This window comes from Streptococcus mitis (assembly GCF_047462815.1).
Taxonomy (GTDB): domain Bacteria; phylum Bacillota; class Bacilli; order Lactobacillales; family Streptococcaceae; genus Streptococcus; species Streptococcus mitis_DO.
Genome location: NZ_JASHFB010000005.1, coordinates 49,526 through 67,882, shown reverse-complemented (window position 1 = coordinate 67,882; position 18,357 = coordinate 49,526). Strand labels below are relative to the sequence as shown.

Here is an 18,357-nt window from a genome sequence, read left to right as displayed (position 1 = left end):
TGATTAGATTAAGCCTTCCAAGAGACCTTTCATAAAGTTTTCTGAGTTAAATTCTCCAATATCATCGATTTTTTCACCAAATCCAATCAATTTTACAGGAATGTTGAGTTCTTCTCGAATAGCTAGAACAACACCACCTCGAGCAGTTCCATCAATCTTGGTCAAAACTATTCCTGTCAAAGGGGTAATTTTTGAAAATTCTTTGGCCTGTACAAGAGCGTTTTGACCTGTTGATGCATCAAGTGCCAAGAAGGTTTCATGGGGTGCCTCTGGAACAACACGCTTGATAATACGACCAATCTTTTCCAACTCAGCCATGAGGTTATCCTTATTTTGCAGACGACCAGCGGTGTCAATCATAAGAATATCGATACCTTCAGCTACAGCACGTTCCATGCCATCAAAGACTACACTGGCTGGGTCAGCTTTTTCAGGTCCAGTCACAACTGGAACATCCACACGGCGTCCCCATTCTGCTAGCTGTGCAACTGCACCTGCACGGAAGGTATCTGCCGCAACCAGCATGACCTTCTTACCAGCTTGTTTGTAGCGGTGAGCTAGTTTCCCGATAGAAGTTGTTTTCCCAACACCATTCACACCAACAAAGAGCATGACCGTCAAGCCATCTTGGAAGTGGATGCTTTCATCGTAGTTGCCATCCTTTTCATAAAGCTCAACCAATTTCTCAATAATAACACGGCGTAGTGCATCAGGTTTTTTGGCGTTTTCAAGCTTGGCTTCGTAGCGGAGCTCCTCTGTTAAGTTTGAAGCTACCTGCACACCGACGTCGCTCATGATCAGTAGTTCTTCCAGTTCCTCGAAAAATTCCTCATCAACAGAGCGGAAATTGGCAAAGAAGGCATTCAAACGAGCACCAAATCCTGTGCGAGTTTTCTTAAGACTACGGTCATATTTTTCCTGAACAGTTTCTTCTTCTTGAGGAGTTTCTGCTTCAAGAACTTCAGAATTATTTTCTTCTACAGTCTCTAGGTGCTCAGGATTCTCTTCCACTGAGACTTCTTCTGAGTTTGGCAATTCTTCGACTTGTTGAACTTCTACAACTGGCTCTGAATTCTTATTTTCTTCAGCTGTGTCTTGATTTTCCTCTTCTTGGAGCAGAGCTTCTTCAGAACTTTCAACTTCTGCTTCTTCTTGAGAAACTTCCTCAGCTTCTGTATCTTCAGATAAATCAAGATTTTCCAGAGCTTCTTTTACAACTTCTTCGATTTTAGGTTCTTCTTTTTTTCCGAATAGACGGTCAAATAATCCCATATCTTAGTTCTCCTTTAACACGTATTCTTCGATTGCCCAGGCGACAGCTTCCTCATCATTGGTCATTGGAGTTACCACATTTGCGACTGCCTTGACTTCAGGAACAGCGTTTTGCATGGCAACACCAAGCCCTGCCCATTCAATCATAGAAAGGTCATTGGCTTCATCACCACAGGCCATGACTTGGCTTTGATTGATTCCAAGATGGCTGATTAGTTTTGCCAAACCTGTTGCTTTATGAACATTCTTTGGTGACCACTCTAGCAACATTTCACGTGATTTAAAGATTTCATATTGGTCAAACAATTCTGGAGAAATCTTCTGAATGGCCGCATCCAAGGGTTCTTGAGCAAAGGCAGTCACGCATTTATTGTAGGTCATTTGACTAGATAGGTCTTCAAAGTCAACTGGAACAAAGGTCAAAGCTGGATTGAATTTGGCATACAGACTTTCTTGGTCAGATTGAATTTGATAAACAGTTCCTTCTGAGATGGCATCAAGAGGCAGTGATAATTTCTCTGTTTCCTCATACAAGCGTGCCACATCATCATATGAAAAGACTGTCTTATCAAGGATTTCACCTGTATTTTTCTGAACCAAACCACCATTAAAAGTAATCGTATACTCATCTTCCTGACCGTCAGTCCCTAGCTCATGGAGAAAGAAATCCATGGCTTTTAAAGGGCGACCAGTTGTCAATACGACCTTGATACCACGATCACGCGCAGCTTTCAAGGTTGCCTTGGTGCGATCCGTCAGCCTTTTATCAGTAGTCAGCAAGGTCCCGTCCAAGTCCAATGAAATCAATTTTATATCTGCCATTACAAGCCCTCCATATAAGCTATAACCGACTGGTCCTTATGGTGACCAATCACAGTCTTTGCTAATTCTAAAATTTCTGGTCGTGCATTTTCAGGAGCTACAGGATGTTCCACAACCTGCATCATATGCAAGTCATTTAGATTGTCTCCAAAAGCCATAACCTGATCCATCGTGATACCAAGTTTTTTAACTAATTCAACAATAGCCACTCCCTTATCGACATAGTCCAGAACAATATCAATAGATTCAAAGCCAGTTGTCATGGCCTTAACACCAGGAACATGTTCATTGACCCAATCTTCCCCAGCTTCTAGCGTTTCTTCTGTGAAGTTGGTCGTAAATTTGAAAATAACATCTGTAATATCTTCCAGACTCGCTACTTTTTGGATATTTTCATTATAATGCTGGCTCTCTTTCAAATAGGTCTCATCAACCGTATCTAGCACATAAGAACCTTTTCTCCCCGTCAAGAGCAGTTTATTGATATCTACATAAGGTGACGTTTTCAGCCTTTCAAAAGTCGCCAGATAAAAGTCACGAGACATAGTCGCTTCATACAAGTCCTGACCTTGATACTCTACCAAACTGCCATTTTCCGCAATGAAAATAATGTCATCACGAACATCAGCAAATAATTTTTCTAGAGATAAAAATCCGCGCCCCGAAGCCACCGCAAAGTAAATCCCTTTTTCCTTGTAGGAAACCAAGAGAGACTTGAGGCGGTCCATATCAAAGCGTCCATTCTCATCTAGGAAGGTTCCGTCCATATCCGTTGCTACTAGTTTAATTGTCATCCTTCAATACTTTCTAAATCTTTTAACTTAACCGAAACAATTTTTGAGACACCTGACTCTTGCATGGTCACTCCATAGATGGAATCAGCCGCTGCCATGGTTCCTTTACGGTGGGTTACAACGATAAACTGGCTGTCCTTGTCAAATCGATTGAGGTAATCCCCAAAACGTTTAACATTGGCTTCATCCAGCGCAGCTTCCACCTCATCCAAGATGACAAATGGGATAGTCTTAACTCGAATGATAGAGAAAAGCAAAGCTAGAGCTGACAGAGCTTTTTCACCACCACTCATGAGGTTAAGCGACTGGATTTTCTTACCTGGAGGTTGAACAGAAATCTCAACCCCAGCTGTCAGCAAGTCTCCCTCAGTCAAAATGAGGTCCGCCTGACCTCCACCAAACATCTGTTTGAAGGTCACTTTAAAGGACTCACGAATAGCTTCAAAGGTTGATTTAAAGCGTTCCTTGACCTCATCATTCATCTCTGTGATTGTTTCAAGAAGCAGGTTTTTCGCTGACAAAATATCATCTCTCTGGCTATTTAGGAAATCCAGACGGTTGTGAACTTCTTCGTACTGTTCAATAGCTTCCAAATTGACAGGACCCAGTGAGCGAATAGCCTTCTCTAAATCCTGCACCTCTTGCTCTGCCAGATTGAGGTTTTCCAATTCATGTGCCTTTTCTAGTGCTTCAGTATAGCTAATCTGATACTGGTCTGTTAATTGGCTTTGTAAATGGCGTAAGCGCTCGCTGACCTTTTCTTTCTTGGCTTCAGCACGCGTTTGCTTGCGAATCCACTCCTCATTCTGCTGGCGGGCCTGATCCAAATGACTAGCAATATCATCCAGTTGACCTTCAATATCATCTAATTCAAACTGCTTACGAATCAAACCTTGTTGGAGGTTTGTTTTCTGCATTTTGGCTTCTTCAGCCTGTTGACTGAGCAATTCTGTATCAACTTTCTCAAGATTGTCAACCTTTTCTTGAAGAAGGCGCTGGATTTCCTCTTGTTCGATATCTAAATTGTCCAATTCTTTGCCTAAACGCTCAATATCAGCTACTTCGTAACGTTTTTGCCCTTGCAGTTCTGTCTTAAGCAGGCGAGCTTGTGCTACCTCTTCCTGCAAGTTTTGATAACGTTCTTGGATGGCATTTTTGTTAGACTTAATCTCTTCAATCTCAGCTTCCAGATTTTGCTTATCACTGGCGATTGTAGCAAGGCGCTCTTGGCATTTTTCCTTATCTGCTTGCCAATCTCCCTCAGAAAGACGATTTAATTCCTCTTCTTGGAGTTTCCAAAGAGTTTCCAGTTCCTCAACTTGCTGACTGGTCTGCTGATAAGCAAGGGACAAGCCTTGCTCCTGGATACGAGCCTGCTCTCCCTGAGATTTGATGGCTTCTAACTTTTCTGTCAATGAAACCAGCTCATCTTGCAAGGTCTTCAAACTCACTTCTTCAGAACTCAAGCTTGCTTCTTCTTCAGCAATTTCTTTTTGTAATTGCTCCAGTTCTGGCTTGATGAAAATACTGTTATTTTGGCGATTGGCACCACCCGCATAGGAACCTCCTGTACGAAGCTCTGTCCCATCCAATGTCACCATGCGAACCTGATAACGAACCTGGCGAGCTGCTGCACGCGCATGTTCTACGGTATCAAAGATAGCCGTCGCAGCTAGCAAGTTCTTGAAAATGGCTTCCAGTCTAGTATCGAAAGTAACTAACTCATCTGCCATGCCCAGAAATCCTGGACTTGCAGCAATAGCATCTTGGTTCTGACTAGAAATCGTACGCTCCTTGATCGTTGTCAAAGGAAGAAAGGTTGCACGACCTGCTCTGTTTCGTTTGAGGAAATCAATCGCCTTGGTTGCCGACTCTTCATCTTCTACGATGATATGCTGACTACTGGCTCCAAGCGCAATCTCTAGGGCAGTTTGATAATGCACATCAAAAGTCAGGTGCTCACTGACTGCACCAATAATCCCACCAAGGCGATCTTTTTCTTGGAGAACACTCTTAACACCTGCATAAAAGTTACTATGATTTCTCAGGATATTTTCCAAACTTTGGGCTCTAGCCTGCTTGTTTTTGAGACTATCCAGACGGTCAAAGAGTTGACTTTGTTGAGCTTGATAGGAAGCTTTCTGCTCCTCTTGCTCCTTGGCACAGACTTGGTAGTCGGCCAATAATTTTTGAACTTGCTCCTTGGCAGTTTCAAGCTCCGCCTTTTGCTGCCTAGCTTTCTCTTTAACTGTAGCCAGCTGTTCTTTGAGTTTTTGTAGTTGATCTGCTTGTTTTTGAGAAAGCTGACGACTATTTTCCAACTCATTCTCGATACGGGTCAACTGGTTTGAGACATCGGCTTCTTCCTGTAAAAGCGCCACAAAGCGTTCACGCAAAAGCTCAATCATCTGATCAGGATCATCTGAAAAAGCCAGCAATTCAGCTTCTAAACGATTGAGTTTTTGATTATTTTGGACTAGATTTTCCTCTAAAAGTGCTAAAGAGCTTTCTTTAGCAGATTTTTCTTTGCTGAGTGATTTTCTCTTATCCTCCAAAGCAGCTAAACGAGCTTGTGCTTCCTGTTGATTCAGGGCTACTTGCTCAGATTCTAATTTCGATAGGGCTAATTTTCTCTCTAAATCACTAATCAGACTGGTCAAATCCATCAAACTGCTTTGATCTTTGGACATTTCAGCCTGTAAATCTTGGCGTTGCTTCTTGAGATTCTGATTTTCCTCTTCTAATTTTTCACGCTTCTGGTAATAGCTCGTCAAGAGTTCCTGAACCTGCGCCAACTCTTCTTCTGTCAACTCTAGTTCAGCCTTATTTTCCTTGATTTGAGCAACCAGCACGTCTAAATAAATAGCCTTGCGTTGACCTTCCAAGTCTAAAAACTTACGAGCATTTTCAGCTTGCTTCTCAAGAGGCTTGATTTGATTGTCCAACTCATAGATAATATCCTCTAAACGGTCTAGATTATCCTGAGTTTGCTGCAGTTTACTCTCAGTTTCTTTTCGACGAGTCTTGTATTTCAAAACTCCAGCAGCCTCTTCAAAAATAGCTCGGCGTTCCTCAGGCTTGGAATTAAAAATCTCCTCAACCTTCCCTTGGGAAATGATGGAGAAGGAATCTCGTCCCAAACCTGTATCCAAGAAAAGATCATGAATATCACGCAGACGGACTTTCTTACCATCAATCTTGTATTCGCTATCTCCACTACGATAGATATGGCGTTCTACTCTGATTTCTTGTCCGGCATCTTTGATAAAACCGTCATGATTATCCAGAGTCACAATTACAGAAGCATAATTGAGCGGTTTGCGACTTTCAGTTCCAGCAAAGATGACATCCGGCATCTTGCCCCCACGGAGACTCTTAACACTTGACTCTCCCAAGGCCCAACGCAGACTTTCTGTAATATTCGACTTTCCAGATCCATTGGGTCCAACGACTGCCGTCACACCTTGGTCAAAGACGACCTTGGTCTTATCAGCAAAAGACTTGAATCCCTGAATTTCGATTTCCTTTAAATACATGAATCCAGCCCTTTCTCAACGGCATTTTTGGCAGCTTCCTGCTCTGCTAATTTCTTAGAGCGACCTTGACCTTGACCAATGCTCTTACCTTCAACCAGAACTTCTACATCAAAAACCTTATCGTGGGCAGGACCCGTTTCAGAAATTACCTGATAACGAATAGCCACATCCCCATTGACTTGAAGTAACTCTTGGAGATGGGTTTTGTAGTCTGTAATCATCTCAAACTCGCCTGCTTCAACCTTAGGAATCATGACTTGATAGATAAATTCCTTGACCTTGGCTACATCCTTATCCAAAAGAAGGGCACCAAGAAAGGCTTCAAAGGCATCACCAAGAATGGTGTCACGATTGCGACCCCCAGACTTTTCTTCCCCTTTACCAAGTTTGATAAACTGGTCAAACTGGCAATCACGCGCAAAGCCAGCCAAACTCTCCTCGCGGACAATCATGGCACGGAGTTTAGACAAGTCCCCTTCAGGCTTTTTAGGATATTTTTTATACAGATACTCTGAAATCAATAACTGTAGAACAGCGTCTCCTAAAAATTCCAAGCGTTCATTGTGTGAAATTTTTAAGAGGCGGTGCTCATTGGCATAACTCGTATGAGTAAAGGCAGTCTCCAGTAAATTTTTGTCTGCAAATTCGATTGCAAAATGGTTCTTTAGTACAGTTTGTAATTCTTTCATACCAACCTCTTTCTAACTGATAACAGTCCTTTTTATTATATCAAAAAAAGCCCCCTGAGTCACTTTAAAACGGGACTGAAGAGGATTTGGGCATTCTTTAGAATATGATTTTCAGTTTTAGGGTTAAACTTGGGACAGAATAAAAAAAGCCCTACTAAAGGCTTTTTAGGATGTTTACATCCACCCTGAGGGAATCGAACCCCCATCTCAAGAACCGGAATCTTACGTGATATCCATTACACTAAGGGTGGAAACTTGTTTTATTATAACAGAAATTTGCTCTAATAACAAGTTTTTTTCTAGTGAGATAGCCCGTCTTAGTGGGAAGCATCCCCATTCCAGATGGAGTTTTTCACGATAACATAATCAACGTGTTTAAGGTCAGCAACCTGACGTCCACCTGCATAAGAAATAGCACTTTGAAGGTCTTGTTCCATCTCAGTTAAAGTGTCTTGCAGATGACCTTTAGCAGGAAGCAAGATACGTTTGCCTTCCACATTTTTGTAAGCACCTTTTTGATATTGTGAGGCTGAACCATAATATTCTTTGAACTGTTCACCATCGACTTCAATCGTTTTCCCTGGACTTTCAATATGTCCTGCAAAGAGGGAACCAATCATGACCATGCTAGCACCGAAGCGGATAGACTTGGCAATATCACCGTGAGTACGAATTCCTCCATCAGCAATAATCGGTTTACGTGCAGCCTTGGCACACCAACGAAGGGCAGCCAATTGCCAACCACCTGTACCAAAACCTGTCTTGACCTTGGTGATACAAACCTTACCTGGACCGATTCCGACCTTAGTAGCATCCGCACCAGCATTTTCCAATTCACGCACAGCTTCTGGTGTTCCCACATTTCCTGCAATGACAAAGGTATCTGGCAATTCTTTCTTGATGTGTTGAATCATAGAAATCACGCTATCCGCATGACCGTGGGCAATGTCAATCGTGATGTACTCAGGAGCATCAGATTTGAGCTGGCTAACGAAATCATACTCATAATCCTTAACACCGACAGAGATAGAAGCAATAAGCCCTTGCTCATGCATGCGCTTAATAAAAGGAATACGTCCTGCCTCATCAAAACGGTGCATAATGTAGAAGTAACCACCTTTAGCCAGTTGCTCTGCTACATTTTCATCCAAAATCGTTTGCATATTAGCTGGCACAACAGGTAGTTTAAAGGTGTGATTTCCTAAAGTGACACTTGTATCCGCTTCTGCACGGCTTTTAATGACACATTTATTTGGAATCAATTGAATATCTTCGTAATCAAAAATTGGAAATTCATTTAACATATAGATGTCTCGTTTCTTTTGTAATGACCTACCTATGCTTGCGCATCTCTACGCCTTTTCCGACGTTTCCTTAATTAATTATAAATCAAAGTACAGATTTTGTCAAATAATTTTATAAATTAAAATATAATGTTCGGATTTTGTTGTATAAATAACAATAAAAAGAGGAGAGATTATTTTCTCCCTACTTCTTTAGTAATATTATTTTTAAAAATTTCTTCGGAGTTTTCCATCATTTCACAAAATTCACTATAGGATGAAGACTTCTGAGGAATTTGGATAGACCATTTCTTTAACAAAGCTCCATAACCTGCTAGCTTTCCTATCTCATTATCAACAACCTTGTCCTTGCTCGGAAAAACAAGACCAGCCTTCTCAGCTTTCAAAATATAAGAATAGGAAATCAGCTGGAATAAGTCCTCACGGTTGATTCCCTTTTCAGTCAATTCCAGTTTTTTATATTTAGTATCTAAGACGATTTTTAACTCTTTATGATAAAAATCTGGATATACTTTTCTTTCACGATTAGAAAATACTGAAATACCGTCCGTCTTATCCTTATTTCTAGGATGTATGAAATCTTTTGGCAACAAGGTATGAACATATTCTTCCCAAAGCCAAGCAACATCAAAGAGAATGCCATGAATTTTTTGATCTTGATACCCTAAGCCGTGCTTTTCTTGGTTTAGGATCATCAGACAAAGTTCTTGTAACTTTCTGTACTCGTGAAAGTATGCATGACGTATAGGTTTAGATTGATTTCCCCGAATAATCTTAGCACGATCAGCTAGTTTATAAGAGGGCGTTACACGCACGATTTCTGCTACATTTTCACGACTAGTCAAGAGATTATCAAGAACCCCTTGCCCAATGCTTTTCTGGTTCTTAATGTATTCAATAGTATGACGGACCAGCTGCATGAGGGGATTATCATAGGTGAACTCTCTCATTGTGTAGGCAATATTTCCCGTGAAAGGAAGATTTTTCTTGAGATGATTTCTTACATCAATCACTCCCTTAACATGACTGTCATTATGAGAAAATCTCTGGTATTCCTTATAAAGACCTTTTCGAATAGCAGCTTGAAGATACTTGGGGAAGAGATACATCAAAAGTTGATAAAGCCTCTCTTCACGAGACAAAGCAACATCTAAACTAGTGAGATTGATATGAAGAACCTTGTGTAAGAGATAATGCAAAAAATGGTCATTACTCTCATCAGAAAAGCGAGAGGAAATCGTTAATCTTTCCTGACCACACCCCAGAAAACCAATCACATTTCCAGTCTTGATTTTCTGATTAACTGTTTCAAAGATTTTTTGGTCCTTCTCTAAGTCAGGAGAATTCTTCAAATCATTTGGAAAAATGAAAATACGTTCATCTTGGGATAGACTTTCCAAGGTTCTATCTAAAAGAAGATTGCTTAGTTTAGGATATTCTTCAACAAATTCTTCTTTAACAATCTTGTGTTGATTATCAGTGATCCGCATCATCGTTTTCATCGTTTTCATCGCCTTCATTGTTATCAGCTACCGCCTGATCTTTTTGCTCATTCTTTGTCAGATCGAATGCTTTTTTCAATGTTTCTAGAGTTTCAGCTTCATCATAAGAACCACGTACATAATCTTCCAAAAGCGGTTGGAGATAATCAGACCAGAGTAATTCATAATCAAATTTTACTTCTTTTAACCTCAGGAAATAACTTGGCCCGATATGATAATGACTGTTTAATTCCTGAACATTTTCAATTGCAGCATTCAAGTTTCTTAGTCGAGTCTTAGCTTCTTCAGCACGCTCACCTAGTTCTTTATCTAGAATATAAAGTTGACTTTCAGCCGTAACTTCAACAAATCGGAAACGACGACGCATAGCAAAATCAAAGGTATCTACTGAACGGTCTATGTCGTTCATAGTCCCGATGATATAGACATTTTCAGGAATATAAAACTTATCATCAGTTTCGTGTAGATTAGCATATTGGGTAGAAACACTTCCCTTTTCGCCACGATAGTCAGAATCAATTGAGAAAAAAAGTTCTCCAAAAATCTTAGAAATCTCACCACGGTTGATTTCATCGATGATGAAGACAAAATTATCTTGACCTCCGGTTTTCTTAGCGTCTCTAGCTTTCTGACAAAACTTCTTAAAAATGCCATCTTGGAGCTTAAACTCAATAGCTCCATCCCCATTTGATACCGGTCTCAACCCCTCTACAAAATCCGTATAATCATAGGAAGGGTGAAACTGTACAAAGCCGATTTGATCTTTATTACCATTTGTTAACTCCACAGCAATTTCTTTAGCAAGGTAAGTTTTTCCCGTACCTGGCGCACCGTGTAGGATAAGATTTGGAGACTTTAATAGAGATTGAGTTAATTGATTACGAAAATTGTTTGATGAATCCATTGTACTATTTTCCATAAAAAGCTTAGAATACTCAAAAAGCATAGTTCCTAATTTCGATGGCTCCAACTCAGGATAAGTTTTGGACACCAGTTCAATTATTTTATGATTTTGCAGATAAGGTCCACCTTGATTTGTCTGAGAAACAAAGTGGCTCCAAAATTCTTTCTGACTATTAATATTTACACCAAAGAAAGGATTTCCCTCAGAATATATACAAAGTAATTTTGTCACCATAGCAGAACGACCAATAAATTCATTTGTTGATCTTTTCATATCAAAAATAGGATTTTCAAAGTTAAAACTAATACCCTCTTTGATAATTTCATGCAAATCTGATTTTAATTTTGAAAATCGCTGATCCAACTCTGAAAGCGGAATGACTTTATTACCTTGATCTTTATAACTCTTTGTTTTTTCATTCCAATAAATCCCGAATTTTGAAGCTGAGCCACCAGAAATTCCAAGAAATAGATTTTTGTATTTTCCCTTCTCAAGAGCGTAGCATAAAGACTTATTTTGCTGTCCCTTTCCTATTACATATTCATCGATTGACATTGTTAAAATCCTATTCAAAGGCCATTCTTGGAGAAACTCTTCTTTTAATTTATCATTAAACTTTTCACCAGCAGTTGCCTTATTTAATAACTCTTCTTTATTTAGACTATACCATTTATAAAAATCTTCTAAACTAACTTTTCTTTTATTCATCAATCTAACCCCTTTTGCTAATGATGTTTAAATATTAGCATTACTTATTAACATATATTTTATAAATAGAATACCATATTCTATAGAAAAAGAAAAGAATTTCTAAAGAAAAAGCCCAGAGTTAGGAGCTTCAATCTCTCTTAACACTAGACTTCTTTTCAAGATTAATAATACTCACCCTGACGGTAGTCCCATGAGTTAAAGGTGTCTGACAGATGCATCATGATTTTATCGATGTCAAGGCCTTTACGGATAACCACTGGAGCTGGTGAAGTTGAACGTGCTCCTCCTTGTTCAGGGATGAGTTTGCCGTCTTTATCAACCATAGAGACCATCACACCTTGCTCGTAGCGTGTTTCAATCGTTTTGTCTGGTTGGATTGATGCCACGTAGTCGTCTGCCTCGATAACAAGGTCCACTGCTCCCTCGATACGTTCTCCGATTCCTTCAACCTTACCACGATTTCCTTTTCCAGAAGGATTTGCAGATGAAGCGTAGACCATTTTTCCTTCTTCCCAGAGTTTGGCAGCTAATTGTTCACCAGCTTTACCAAACTTGATGACAAAACAGCTCGTTCCACGCACGTCAGTCATGAGTTCTTCACGACCATCACCATATGCTTTCAATTTTTCAAAGGCTTCTGGCTTCCATGGAAGGATACAACCAAGAAGAATATCTTCGTCCCAATGTTTTTGATAGAAGGCTTCAATTTCTGGGTTGAGTTGTGCCAAAGTGCGAAGCTCATCCATACTACCACAGAGGACTACACCGGGTTTATTACGATTACGCTCTTTAGCTTCAAATTTGCGTTCAAGGCCTGCCTTATCGCTAGTCATGATGATGTAACCAACTTTTGTAGGGCAAACGATACATCCGCCCTCACCTTTTAAAATGTCATAGCCTTCTTGTGAAAGTGTTCCGTCCCATTGAATGTGTTTTGTCATAGTTCTATTTCCTTTTCTATTTTTTTCTTCTAATCCTGCCAGTAGGCTGGTCGTTGTTTTTCATAAGCAGCAATCAAATCTTCATACTGCATGGTAATACCGATATCATCCAAACCATTTAAGAGCTTGTGTTTCCATTCGCTATCAATTTCAAAGGAGAATTCTCCAACTGGTGAGATGATTTTTTGTTGTTCCAAGTCCACAGTTACCTGGTCGGTTGGTTTTAGCTGGGCTAGTTTCTCTCTAACCTCTCTAGGCTGAACAATAGGTAACATGCTATTATTGAGTTCATTATTGTAATGAATGTCACCGAAAGACCCTGCAATCACAACCTTAAAACCATAGTCTGCTAAGGCCCAAGCTGCGTGTTCTCTCGAAGAACCTGCCCCAAAGTTATTCCCTGAGATGAGGATAGTTGCTTTACGGTATTCAGGTCTGTTAAAGACAAAGTCTGGATCCTCAGTATACTTGTCATCCAAATAACGCCAAGCATACATGAGGTACTTACCAAAGCCTTTTTTATCAATTAACTTGAGAAACTGCTTAGGTAGGATTTGATCGGTATCGATGTTATCATTCATGAGAGGAACGGTCGTTCCTGTATAAACTGTAAATTTCTCCATATCCTCTCCTTACTGGGCTTCTGGCATTTGCCGAACATCTACAAAGCGCCCTGCGATAGCTGCCGCAGCTGCCATGGCTGGACTGCAGAGGTGGGTCTTAGCACCAAAGCCCTGTCTGTCTTCAAAGTTGCGGTTGCTGGTCGAAGCGCAGTGGACACCATCAGGAACCTTGTCCGGATTCATTCCTAGGCACATAGAACAACCTGGGTCTCTCCACTCAAAGCCAGCATCTATGAAAACCTTATCCAAACCCAACTTCTCAGCAGCTCGTTTGACAGGACGAGAGCCCGGAACCACGATAGCCGTTAAGTTAGGTGCTATTTTCTTCCCTTCGACAAATCGCGCAGCCAGTTGCAAGTCGCTGAGACGAGCATTTGTACAAGAACCGATAAAGATATAGCCTAGTTCAATATCAGCTGGCTTTTGACCAGGTTCTAAATCCATGTAATTGTAAGCTCGTTCATCATTCATATCCTTAATTTCTGGGAAACTACTGTCAAAGTCAACCCCCATAGCAGGGTTTGTTCCCCAAGTCACCATAGGAGCAAGATCTGAGACATCCATCTGGATAACCTTATCGTAAACAGCATCATCATCACTGACAATTGTTTTCCAATCAGACACAGCCTCTTCAAAGTCCTCTGGAATACACTCGCGACCTTTGAGATAATCATAGGTGGTTTGATCCGGATTCATGATTCCCATCTTAGAACCAAACTCGATGGACATATTGCAGATGGTCATTCGCTCTTCCATGCTCAGTGCAGCAATCGCTTGTCCCCGATATTCCACCACATAGCCAACACCACAGGCAACGCCGTACTTGGCAATCAAGGCGAGAATGTAATCCTTGGAATAAACTCCTTTTTGAGGGACACCAGTGAATTCTACCAGCATTTTCTTGGGTTTGACCTGCCAGAGTGTCTGGGTAGCGAAGACATGCTCAACCTCACTAGTCCCAATCCCAAAGGCGATGGCTCCAAAAGCTCCGTGAGTAGCCGTATGACTGTCTCCACATACGATGAATTTTCCTGGTTGGGTCCGTCCTGTCTCTGGACCAACCATATGAACGATCCCCTGTTTTTCAGAACCGTGGGCCGCATGTTCAATCCCAAACTCCTCAACATTTTCAGCCAGCTTATCAATTTGAGCCTTAGAAATCACATCTCGAATATCGTAGATATTGACTGTCGGGACATTGTGGTCAAAGGTTCCAAATGTCAATTCTGGTCGTCTCAATCTACGACCTGCATCTCGTAATCCTTGAAAAGCCTGAGGGCTGGTCACTTCATGAATATAGTGCTGATCCACATACATGAGTTGGGGCTGCCCCTCTTCTCCTGTGATGACATGACGGTCCCATAATTTATCAAAAATCGATTTTCCTGCCATCCATTACCTCCAAATAAAATATAAGGCTACTAGTGTAGTCACCATCCCGAGAAACCAAACTGTTTTAAAATACCATTTTCGAGTCTTGTGGTGAAAGATGATTCCTGCCAAACAGGCACCAAAACCACCACAAGTAAAGGCTAAAATGAGTAAGATTTTCTCTGGGATGCGCCAAACTCTTCTCCTTGCCTTAGATTTGTCAATGCCATAAATCAAGAAAACCATGACATTCCAAATCAAAAGGACTAGAGTAATTCTTTCGTCTAACTTCATAACCTTGCAATAATAGCTTCTGTCATTTCCTTAGTCGAAGCCTGTCCACCTATATCTCTTGTTAAAATGCCAGCCGCTAAACTAGCTTCAACAGCACGCTCAATACGCTCTGCATCCTCATAACGACCAAAACTATCTCTCAACATCATGGCCACTGATAAAATCATGGAGATAGGATTTGCAATGCCTTGACCAGCAATATCAGGTGCTGAACCGTGAATAGGTTCATAGAGACTTGGTCCATTTTCAGAATGACTGGCTGATGGCATAACTCCAAGTGTGCCAGATAGAACGCTTGATTCATCCGAGAGAATATCTCCGAAAAGATTTTCTGTCACGATGACATCAAACTTAGCAGGATTGGTAATCATGAGCATGGCAGCTGAGTCCACCAACTGGTGCTCCAAGGTTACATCTGGAAAATCCTGTGATACCTTCTCAGCTACTTTCCGCCAGAGTTTTGATGTCGCTAGAACATTTTGCTTATCGATACTAGTAACGATTTTTCTGCGATTTCTTGCAATTTCAAAGGCCTTGCGAATAATCCGCTCTACTTCCTCATAGCTATAGTCGTTGATATCACGCGCTTTGCGCTCTTCAAGGATATGATCTCCAAAGTAAATCCCGCCTGTCAACTCACGCACCACGACAAAGTCTACACCAGCAATTCGTTCTGATTTTAGTGGTGACAAATGCTTGAGACTGTCAAAGATTTTTACAGGGCGAATATTAGCATAGAGATTGAGTTCCTTACGGAGAGCTAGCAAGCCTTGTTCAGGCCGAACCGTTGCACTATCATACTGGGGACTACCGATAGCCGCTAAAAGAATAGCATCTGCTTCACGACATACCTTGAGGGTTTCATCAGGTAAGGGATGCCCTGCTGCATCGATACCTGCACCTCCAAAAGGTCGTTTGTCTATTTCATAGTCAAAGCCTGTTTTTTCAGCTAGAGCCTCCAGAACTTCTAAACCGGCCTCCATGATTTCTGGGCCGATTCCATCCCCTGCTAGAGCTACTATTTTCTTTGTCATAGCCTTCTCCTTTACACACTAGGCATATCTCGATAGGAAACACTGCGTCCCATCTCACCAGCATTTTCTTTTTGAACAAAGGTATTAGCGTTTATATAGGCAATAGCCGAAGCCTTCAACACATCGAAATCAAGGCCTGCTGCATTAAAGATGGTTTCTGTATCTCTATTTTCAACAGTGACCAAGACCCGAGCTTGGGCATCGATTCCATCCGTCACCGCATCGATAGTGTAAGACACCAAGCGAACGGATTGATTGAAGAATTTGTCAATAGCGTTGAAGATAGCCTCAACAGAACCTTGCCCTGTCGCATTAAATTCGACTTTCTCACCATCCATATTAGCCAGGCTAACGAGCGCTTCAATGTCATTATCTGCATGAGTTTGAAGTTGTAAATCATCAAAGTGGAATCCTTCTGGGTTTTCAACCATGGTTCCAGCTACCAGAGCACGAATATCTGCATCTGTGATTTCTTGTTTCTTGTCGGCCAGTGCCTTGAACTTAGAGAAGAGTGGTTTGATGTCCTCTTCTGTAAAGTCTAGGGCCAATTCTCTTAGTTTCTCGACAAAGGCATGGCGACCAGACAATTTTCCAAGTGGGAGGCTATTACTCTTGACACCGACCAATTCAGGAGTGATGATTTCATAGGTAAGAGGATTTTTAAGAACTCCGTCTTGGTGAATACCAGATTCGTGAGAAAAGGCATTGCCACCGACCACAGCCTTGTTTTTAGGAACTGGAATTCCTGAGAAGCGAGAAACCATTTCTGACGTATTGATGGTTTCATTTAAAACAATACTAGTTTCTGCTTGATAGTAATCTTGGCGAATATTGAGAGCCACTGCTATTTCTTCCAAAGCAGCATTTCCAGCTCGCTCCCCAATACCGTTGATAGTTCCTTCAACACGTCCTGCCCCATTCTTGACGGCAGCAAGGCTATTAGCCACTGCCATTCCAAGATCATCATGACAGTGAGGCGAATAGATGATCTGGCGATCCGTCTTGACATTCTCAATCAGGTATTTGAAGATGGCTCCATATTCCTCTGGTATGGTAAATCCTACCGTATCAGGAATATTGATATAAGACGCCCCTGCATCAACCGCTGTTTGAACAACTTGCAAGAGGAAATCCAACTCTGTTCTGGTCGCATCTTCAGGAGAGAATTCGACCACTTCAAACTTAGAACGGGCATAAGAAACATGCTCCTTAATAGCTTCCAAAATCTCTTCCTTGCTCTTATTGAGCTTATACTTTCGGTGAATCGGACTGGTAGCAATAAAGACGTGAACCTGTGGATACTTGGCGTCCTTGAGGGCCTCATAACAAGCATCGATATCAGACTTGACAGAGCGTGCCAAACCAGTCACCGCTGTTTTCTTCAAGACCTTAGCAATCTCCTGCACTGCTGTGAATGAATCAGGACTCGCCGCCGGAAAACCAGCTTCAATGGCTGAAATACCCCATTTCTCCAGCTGCCTTGCAATGGCAATTTTTTCCTTGATTGAAAAATTAACGCCCGGTGTCTGCTCTCCATCCCGAAGGCTGGTATCTAGAAATTCAACTGTTCTCATAAGATTTCCCCTTTTCCAAATGTGGTTTTAAAAAAACATCTCGCTCAGAAGTCCAAGCGAGATGTTGATTCACTCCCGCTTGGTAAGCCAAACAGGACTAATGCTTTTTGCACTAGCCCGAGTACCTCAACAACAAAGCAAATTGATTAAACTTAGCTGTTCTCATGTTTGACTTTCTCCTTCGTTTGATATCTTGTTTAGTATTTTAGCACAGGAAAAAGCACTTGTCAAGAAAAAATCAAATATTTTCTGAAAATTTCTTCAGTATAGAATATTTAGCTAATTGAAAATTATTGAAAATCCTTGAAATGTTTCATTTTTTAGAAGTTAAATTCCAACTTTTTTCTATCAATTCCAGTACTTCTTCATCTGATAAAGTATCATCAAGCGCCACACTAATCCAGTAGCGTTTATTCATATGAAAGGCTGGATAAATTCCCTTTTTTGAAAGTAAGTCAGCTACTTGGTCATGCTTGAGGTTGACTGCTTCCACCTGTCCTTCTCTGCCCTTTTCCAGCTTATCCCAAGAAATTTTCATCAAGACGGCATACCACTTTTGATTCCCTTCATGACGTAATACTGCTGTATCAGGAGATTTCTCCCACAGATACTCCAACTGATTTCCATACTTTTCCTGAACCTGAACCATGATACGCTTAGTCTGAGGACAGATAAAATCCTGCACATCAAAGCAAACCTTCCGAATATGGTAAAGAATCTCCAAACAAGCCTCACGGACACTTCCTACAAAACTTCCCCTCATACTTTCCATATGAACTTGAGGATAGAGGTCACCCATTTCCTGATCAAAGACCTGAAAATTCACATTATCAGCAGTGATGGACACAGTCATGACAAAATCACCCTGCAAAATCATGCAGCTATAAGTCCAAACTCCACTACTTTCTACAAAACCATAGGCACGAGCCTTTTCTTGATTAAACTGATAGGATTTAAAAATTTCAAACATAAGTTAAAACTGCTAC

Annotated in this window: 15 protein-coding genes and 1 tRNA gene; all 16 read right to left on the bottom strand. The window is 41.1% G+C overall.

The window, feature by feature from the left end; genetic code table 11:
* Positions 1 to 3: 3 nt before the first annotated feature.
* The 16 genes from ftsY to QM865_RS03775 all read right to left on the bottom strand — a co-directional run bounded on the left by ftsY (position 4) and on the right by QM865_RS03775 (position 18,341).
* On the bottom strand, positions 4 to 1,272 hold the full coding sequence (gene ftsY / locus QM865_RS03850) for a signal recognition particle-docking protein FtsY (RefSeq protein ID WP_414306046.1): 1,269 nt from the start codon (positions 1,270 to 1,272) through the stop codon (positions 4 to 6).
* Positions 1,273 to 1,275: 3 nt separating this feature from the next.
* Positions 1,276 to 2,094, bottom strand: a complete 819-nt coding sequence (locus QM865_RS03845) for a Cof-type HAD-IIB family hydrolase (protein WP_261074671.1) — start codon at positions 2,092 to 2,094, stop codon at positions 1,276 to 1,278.
* Positions 2,094 to 2,888 (bottom strand): Cof-type HAD-IIB family hydrolase, encoded by a 795-nt coding sequence (locus QM865_RS03840; protein ID WP_414306045.1) that lies wholly within the window; start codon positions 2,886 to 2,888, stop codon positions 2,094 to 2,096. The genes QM865_RS03845 and QM865_RS03840 overlap by 1 nt, the downstream gene beginning before the upstream one ends.
* The gene (gene smc, locus QM865_RS03835; RefSeq protein ID WP_414306044.1) at positions 2,885 to 6,424 is read right to left on the bottom strand and encodes a chromosome segregation protein SMC; all 3,540 of its coding nucleotides are present in this window, start codon (positions 6,422 to 6,424) and stop codon (positions 2,885 to 2,887) included. Before smc ends, QM865_RS03840 begins: the two co-directional genes overlap by 4 nt.
* Positions 6,415 to 7,113, bottom strand: a complete 699-nt coding sequence (rnc, locus tag QM865_RS03830; RefSeq protein ID WP_000661487.1) for a ribonuclease III — start codon at positions 7,111 to 7,113, stop codon at positions 6,415 to 6,417. Before rnc ends, smc begins: the two co-directional genes overlap by 10 nt.
* A gap of 179 nt (positions 7,114 to 7,292) precedes the next feature.
* Positions 7,293 to 7,364: transfer RNA gene (locus QM865_RS03825), tRNA-Arg, on the bottom strand.
* Positions 7,365 to 7,430: 66 nt separating this feature from the next.
* Positions 7,431 to 8,417 carry a GMP reductase gene (locus QM865_RS03820; RefSeq protein WP_000931177.1) on the bottom strand — a complete coding sequence of 329 codons (987 nt, stop codon included), beginning with the start codon at positions 8,415 to 8,417 and terminating at the stop codon, positions 7,431 to 7,433.
* A gap of 173 nt (positions 8,418 to 8,590) precedes the next feature.
* Entirely contained in the window at positions 8,591 to 9,910 is a 1,320-nt protein-coding gene (locus QM865_RS03815; protein ID WP_414306072.1) for an McrC family protein, read from the bottom strand.
* A complete protein-coding gene (locus QM865_RS03810; protein ID WP_414306043.1) occupies positions 9,894 to 11,531 on the bottom strand; it encodes an McrB family protein in 1,638 nt (545 codons plus the stop codon). The genes QM865_RS03815 and QM865_RS03810 overlap by 17 nt, the downstream gene beginning before the upstream one ends.
* A gap of 164 nt (positions 11,532 to 11,695) precedes the next feature.
* On the bottom strand, positions 11,696 to 12,475 hold the full coding sequence (locus QM865_RS03805) for an L-threonylcarbamoyladenylate synthase (RefSeq protein WP_075231608.1): 780 nt from the start codon (positions 12,473 to 12,475) through the stop codon (positions 11,696 to 11,698).
* A gap of 29 nt (positions 12,476 to 12,504) precedes the next feature.
* Positions 12,505 to 13,098, bottom strand: coding sequence for a 3-isopropylmalate dehydratase small subunit (leuD, locus tag QM865_RS03800; RefSeq protein ID WP_414306042.1), 594 nt, complete (start codon positions 13,096 to 13,098; stop codon positions 12,505 to 12,507).
* Between the two features lie 9 nt (positions 13,099 to 13,107).
* A complete protein-coding gene (gene leuC / locus QM865_RS03795; protein ID WP_414306041.1) occupies positions 13,108 to 14,490 on the bottom strand; it encodes a 3-isopropylmalate dehydratase large subunit in 1,383 nt (460 codons plus the stop codon).
* A gap of 3 nt (positions 14,491 to 14,493) precedes the next feature.
* Entirely contained in the window at positions 14,494 to 14,763 is a 270-nt protein-coding gene (locus QM865_RS03790) for a DUF1294 domain-containing protein (protein ID WP_101781803.1), read from the bottom strand.
* Positions 14,760 to 15,797 (bottom strand): 3-isopropylmalate dehydrogenase, encoded by a 1,038-nt coding sequence (gene leuB, locus QM865_RS03785; protein WP_101781801.1) that lies wholly within the window; start codon positions 15,795 to 15,797, stop codon positions 14,760 to 14,762. The genes QM865_RS03790 and leuB overlap by 4 nt, the downstream gene beginning before the upstream one ends.
* 11 nt (positions 15,798 to 15,808) lie before the next feature.
* A complete protein-coding gene (locus QM865_RS03780; RefSeq protein WP_153192413.1) occupies positions 15,809 to 17,371 on the bottom strand; it encodes a 2-isopropylmalate synthase in 1,563 nt (520 codons plus the stop codon).
* A 313-nt stretch (positions 17,372 to 17,684) separates the two neighbouring features.
* Positions 17,685 to 18,341: an MmcQ/YjbR family DNA-binding protein gene (locus tag QM865_RS03775; RefSeq protein ID WP_414306040.1), complete on the bottom strand. Its 657-nt coding sequence runs from the start codon at positions 18,339 to 18,341 to the stop codon at positions 17,685 to 17,687.
* Between the last annotated feature and the right edge of the window lie 16 nt (positions 18,342 to 18,357).

Excerpts from the sequence above, each read along its gene's own strand:
- ftsY (WP_414306046.1), bottom strand. The coding sequence starts at position 1,272 with ATGGGATTATTTGACCGTCTATTCGGAAAAAAAGAAGAACCTAAAATC.
- QM865_RS03845 (WP_261074671.1), bottom strand. The coding sequence starts at position 2,094 with ATGGCAGATATAAAATTGATTTCATTGGACTTGGACGGGACCTTGCTG.
- QM865_RS03840 (WP_414306045.1), bottom strand. The coding sequence starts at position 2,888 with ATGACAATTAAACTAGTAGCAACGGATATGGACGGAACCTTCCTAGAT.
- smc (WP_414306044.1), bottom strand. The coding sequence starts at position 6,424 with ATGTATTTAAAGGAAATCGAAATTCAGGGATTCAAGTCTTTTGCTGAT.
- rnc (WP_000661487.1), bottom strand. The coding sequence starts at position 7,113 with ATGAAAGAATTACAAACTGTACTAAAGAACCATTTTGCAATCGAATTT.
- QM865_RS03820 (WP_000931177.1), bottom strand. The coding sequence starts at position 8,417 with ATGTTAAATGAATTTCCAATTTTTGATTACGAAGATATTCAATTGATT.
- QM865_RS03815 (WP_414306072.1), bottom strand. The coding sequence starts at position 9,910 with ATGATGCGGATCACTGATAATCAACACAAGATTGTTAAAGAAGAATTT.
- QM865_RS03810 (WP_414306043.1), bottom strand. The coding sequence starts at position 11,531 with ATGAATAAAAGAAAAGTTAGTTTAGAAGATTTTTATAAATGGTATAGT.
- QM865_RS03805 (WP_075231608.1), bottom strand. The coding sequence starts at position 12,475 with ATGACAAAACACATTCAATGGGACGGAACACTTTCACAAGAAGGCTAT.
- leuD (WP_414306042.1), bottom strand. The coding sequence starts at position 13,098 with ATGGAGAAATTTACAGTTTATACAGGAACGACCGTTCCTCTCATGAAT.
- leuC (WP_414306041.1), bottom strand. The coding sequence starts at position 14,490 with ATGGCAGGAAAATCGATTTTTGATAAATTATGGGACCGTCATGTCATC.
- QM865_RS03790 (WP_101781803.1), bottom strand. The coding sequence starts at position 14,763 with ATGAAGTTAGACGAAAGAATTACTCTAGTCCTTTTGATTTGGAATGTC.
- leuB (WP_101781801.1), bottom strand. The coding sequence starts at position 15,797 with ATGACAAAGAAAATAGTAGCTCTAGCAGGGGATGGAATCGGCCCAGAA.
- QM865_RS03780 (WP_153192413.1), bottom strand. The coding sequence starts at position 17,371 with ATGAGAACAGTTGAATTTCTAGATACCAGCCTTCGGGATGGAGAGCAG.
- QM865_RS03775 (WP_414306040.1), bottom strand. The coding sequence starts at position 18,341 with ATGTTTGAAATTTTTAAATCCTATCAGTTTAATCAAGAAAAGGCTCGT.